The sequence below is a fragment of the Mesorhizobium sp. M7A.F.Ca.MR.362.00.0.0 genome, from assembly GCF_004023175.1.
Taxonomy (GTDB): domain Bacteria; phylum Pseudomonadota; class Alphaproteobacteria; order Rhizobiales; family Rhizobiaceae; genus Mesorhizobium.
Genome location: NZ_RZTF01000098.1, coordinates 3,530 through 7,957, shown reverse-complemented (window position 1 = coordinate 7,957; position 4,428 = coordinate 3,530). Strand labels below are relative to the sequence as shown.

General features: G+C 66.3%; 5 protein-coding genes and 1 pseudogene. 2 read left to right on the top strand and 4 right to left on the bottom strand.

What is annotated here, in order from left to right:
- Positions 1-177: pseudogene (locus EOC06_RS42555) on the top strand (DsbA family protein); the annotation flags it as partial.
- Positions 178-218: 41 nt separating this feature from the next.
- Positions 219-830, top strand: coding sequence for an NAD(P)-dependent oxidoreductase (locus EOC06_RS14810; RefSeq protein ID WP_128308123.1), 612 nt, complete (start codon positions 219-221; stop codon positions 828-830).
- Between the two features lie 25 nt (positions 831-855).
- On the opposite strand, the gene EOC06_RS14805 is transcribed toward EOC06_RS14810, so the two are convergent.
- The 4 genes from EOC06_RS14805 to EOC06_RS14790 form a co-directional block, all read right to left on the bottom strand.
- On the bottom strand, positions 856-1,656 hold the full coding sequence (locus tag EOC06_RS14805; protein WP_128308122.1) for an ATP-binding cassette domain-containing protein: 801 nt from the start codon (positions 1,654-1,656) through the stop codon (positions 856-858).
- Positions 1,653-2,654 (bottom strand): ABC transporter ATP-binding protein, encoded by a 1,002-nt coding sequence (locus EOC06_RS14800; RefSeq protein WP_164898585.1) that lies wholly within the window; start codon positions 2,652-2,654, stop codon positions 1,653-1,655. Before EOC06_RS14800 ends, EOC06_RS14805 begins: the two co-directional genes overlap by 4 nt.
- Before the next feature lie 14 nt (positions 2,655-2,668).
- The gene (locus tag EOC06_RS14795) at positions 2,669-3,499 is read right to left on the bottom strand and encodes an ABC transporter permease (RefSeq protein WP_128308121.1); all 831 of its coding nucleotides are present in this window, start codon (positions 3,497-3,499) and stop codon (positions 2,669-2,671) included.
- Positions 3,496-4,428, bottom strand: a 933-nt coding sequence (locus tag EOC06_RS14790) for an ABC transporter permease (protein ID WP_164898584.1), incomplete at its 5' end; no start/stop codon positions are given. The genes EOC06_RS14795 and EOC06_RS14790, both read right to left, overlap by 4 nt.

Here is a 4,428-nt window from a genome sequence, read left to right as displayed (position 1 = left end):
ACATTGCTTACGGCTCACCGCGATCTGGTTGGCCGTGGCCGTGCGCTGTTCCAGCGCCTGCATGCCGATGGCGTGCCTTCGCTCTCGGTCATCCGCAATGATGCGCCCCGGCTCATCGGTTCGAACGCACTGTTCGGCAGCTTCGACAATCTCGTCGCCCATATCGCGGCGGCGTGATCCCATCCTCCAGACTCCCAACAAGAAATAAGGAAACAGACATGGCAAAAGTCGCTCTCATTGGTGCATCGGGCGCCGTCGGTTCGCGCCTTCTCAGGGAACTCTCCGATCGCGGCCACACCGTCACCGGCATCGCGCGCAACCCGGAAAAGATCGCCGCGCTTCCGGGCGTGACGGCCAGGAAGGGCGATGTCTTCGACAGACAAGGTCTCGCGGACCTGATCCGCGGCCATGACGCGGTGATCAGCTCCGTGCATTTCCTGGACAGCGATGCCGATACGCTGATCGAGGCGGTGCGCGCCTCCGGCGTGAAGCGCTATCTCGTCGTCGGCGGCGCCGGCAGTCTCGAAGTCGCACCCGGCAAACGGCTGGTCGACACGCCTGAATTCCCCGATATCTACAAGGCCGAAGCGCAGAAGGGTGCAGACTTCCTGGACAGATTGAAGACGGTCGACTACCTCGATTGGACGTTCCTGTCGCCATCCGCCATGTTCGTGCCGGGCGAGCGCACCGGCAAATTCCGCCTCGGCAAGGACACGCTTCTCGCCTCCGACAAGGGCAGCAGCATTTCCTTCGAGGACTACGCGATCGTCATGGTCGACGAGATCGAGAAGCCGGCCCACATCAGGCAGCGCTTCACCGTCGGCTATTGAGCGAAAGGGTGGTGGCGGCCGGGTCTCAATCGAGGCCGGCCGACGCCAGCCGCATCAGGGTCCGGTTCAATCTCGGTGCTGCCGCCACCAGCGCCTTGCCGATGGCCGATTGCGGTGAGTCGATGACGGTTCGGGCATCGCCGTTCTCGGCAACCCGGCCGGCGTCGAGAAGGATGACGCGGTGGGCGACCGACCTGATGACGCCGAGATCATGTGAAATGAAGAGATAGGCGATCTTTTCCTGGCGTTGCAGGTCGAGCAAAAGCTCGAGGATCTCCCCGCGTACGGAGACGTCGAGCGCCGACACCGCCTCGTCGAGCACGATCAGCGACGGCTTTGTGGCGATGGCGCGCGCAATGGCGACGCGCTGCCGCTGGCCGCCGGAGATCTCGTGGATGGCGCGTGGGGCGAGATCAGCCGTCAGCCCGACGCGCTCCAGCAAGGCGGCGATGCGGCGCGGCCGCTCGGCGCGGGAGGCGATGCCATGGATGCGCAAGGGATCGTCGAGCACACGCGCCACCGTGGCGCGCGGGTTGAAGGCGGCCAATGGATCCTGGAACACCATTTGCAGGCGTGCGCGGCGTGCTCGCAGCTTGGCGCCGCTCAAGGCCAGGAAATCACTGCCCTCGAAGTCGATGCGCCCGGCGTCCGGCTCGATCAATCGCAGCACCAACCGCGCGATCGTCGACTTGCCGCTGCCGGAAGGTCCGGCCAACGCCAGCGTCTCACCGGGGTCGATGTGAAAGGAGACATCGTCGACGGCAGCGATAGTCTTGTCGCCGCGACGGTAGCGCTTGGTCAGGTTGGACACCGCCAGCAGGCTCATGCGTGGAGCCCGGCTCGGTCCAGCAACGGCCTGGTGTCGAGGCCTATATGGGCGTCGAGCAAAGCACGCGTATAGGGCTGGGCCGGGGCGCCGACAATCTGCGCCGTCATGCCAAGCTCGACCAACTGGCCATGACGGAAAACGGCGATGCGCTCGGCAAGCTCGGCCGCCAGCGCGATGTCATGGCTGATGAACAGCAGCGTCATGCCGTCCTCGGTCACCAGGCGTCGGATCAAGGCGACGATCTCGGCCTGTACGATGGTATCGAGCGCGCTGGTCGCTTCGTCGGCGATCAGCAATTTCGGACCGGCCGCAATGGCTGCGGCGATCGCCACACGCTGCTTCTGGCCGCCGGAGAGTTGATGCGGGAAGGCCCGCAAGGCCGAGTCCGGGTCCGGCAGGCGGACGCGCTCCAGCAGGCTTTTGGCCCTGGCATAGGACTGGGACCAGGTGAGGCCGAGATGGGTGCGGGCGACTTCGGCGATTTGCTTGCCGATGGTCATGACAGGATCGAGGCTGGCTGAGGGGTCCTGGAATACGAAGCCGATGTCGCGGCCGAGGCGGGGGATGTAGCTCTGTTTGAGGGAAGACTTTCGGACTTTGCGCCTTACGAGGCCCCCCTCTGTCCTGCCGGACATCTCCCCCTCAAGGGGGGAGATTACGCCCTTGTCTCCACTTTCGCCCATCGCCAGAGATGCAGAAAGAGGGCCTGCGGGGGAACTGCCAATCTCCCCCCTTGAGGGGGAGATGTCCGGCAGGACAGAGGGGGGTGCCTTGGCGCCAGAGGGTGGCGATGATGGCAAGAACCAGTCGATTCGCCCTCCAATCCTGGAGGATCCCGGCAACAGCCCGGCAATCGCCAGTGCCAGCGTGCTTTTGCCCGAACCGCTTTCGCCGATGATGGCGAGGCGTTCGCCATTGGTGACGTCGAGGCTTACACTCCTCAGCGCTGCGACCTCATTGCCGTCACGGCGGTAGGTCACCGTCAGGTCGCGGATCGAAGCGAGCGTGGTCACGACAGGCCTCTCCTGACCGCTGTCGTCTCGACAATGCCTTCGCCGGCGAGATAGACGCCGAGCACGGTCAGCACCAACGCTATGCCCGGGACAATCGACAGGAAGGGCGCGGTACGCAGGACAGCGCGGCCTTCGGCGATCATTCCGCCCCAGGTGACCCGGTTGGGGTCGCCGAGGCCGAGGAACGACAACGCCGCTTCGGTGAGGATCGCGGCGGCGACGATCACCGACGACATCGCCAGCACCGGCGGCAGGGCATTGGGCAGCACCTCGCGAAAGGCGATCGCCAGCGGGTGCATGCCGATGACCCTGGCCCCGGCGACATAATCGCGTTCGCGAATGGAGAGGACTTCCGCGCGGGCGACCCGGGCAGGTCCGGTCCAGGTGCCGAGCGCGATGGCAATCACGACGACGCCGAGCGACGGTCCGACGACGCTGACGAAGGCCAGTGCCAGCAGGAAGCTCGGCACGGTCTGGAAGGCGTCGGTGATGCGCATCAGCACCTCGTCGACGAGGCCGCCGGCAAAGCCGGCCAATGTGCCGACCACGGCGCCGACGACAAGTGCGGCGGCCGCAGCCGCGAGCCCGACAGCCAGCGATGTGCGGGCGCCGTGGAAAAGCTCGGCCAGTACGTCGCGGCCAAGCCGGTCGGTGCCGAGCGGCAGCGACCAGTCCTGGAACGGCGGCAGCAGCGCCGGGCCGGCGATGGCCTGCGGGTCGCCGGGGAACAGCAGCGGCGCCGACAGCGCCATAGCGATCAGCGCCGCCAAGAGCATGGCGCCGGCGACCGCCTCGGGCGTGCGCAGAAAGCGGCGGAGCGGGCTCATGCGCCGGCCTCGCTGGCGCCTACGCGCGGATCGAGGAAGGCGTAGGCGATGTCGACGAGCAAATTGATGACAAGGACCAGGACTGCGCTGGTGAGGATAATGCCGAGCAGAAGCGGCGTGTCGCGGGAGGCGACTGCCTCCTGCGCCAGCCGGCCGAGGCCGGGCACGGAAAAAACGCTCTCGATGACGACGCTGCCGCCGAGCATCTGCGCCGACTGCAGGCCGAGCATGGTGACCAGCGGCAGCAGTGCATTGCGGGCGACGTGGGCGAGCACGATGCGGCGGCGTGACAATCCTTTGGCGCGTGCGGCCAGGACGAAATCCTGCCGCCAGACCTCGGCCATGCCGGCGCGCATCATGCGCAGATAGAGCGCCAGGTAGATGAAGCCGAGGGCGGAAACGGGCAGGGCGAGATGGGCGGCGATGTCGGTTGCGCGATCAAGGCCGGTCTTGTCAGAGGCCAGGGTTTCGATGCCGCCGATCGGCAGCCAGCGGAGGTCGACGGCAAAGACGACGATCAGCACCAGGCCGAGCCAGAAACCCGGCACTGCATAGAGCGCCAGCGAGCCGATCGACAGGAAGCGGTCGCGGAAACTGCCCGGCTGTGCGCCGGCGTAGATGCCGAGTGCCGAGCCGAGCCCGAAGGAGAGCGCGGTGGCGCTAACCATCAACAGCAGCGTGTTGGGCAGGCGTTCGAGGATGACGTCGCGGATCGGCCTGGAGAAGGTCACCGACTGGCCGAGATCGAGATGCAGCAGCGCCCAGAGGTAATTGGCGAGCCGCGTCAGCTCCGACTGGTCGAGGCCCCAGCGATGTCGCAACAATTCGATCATGCCGGCGTCGCCACCGGTCGAGACGATATAGGCATCGACCGCATCGCCGGGGGCGGCCTCGAGCAAAAGGAACGTGCCGATGACGACGATCAGCAG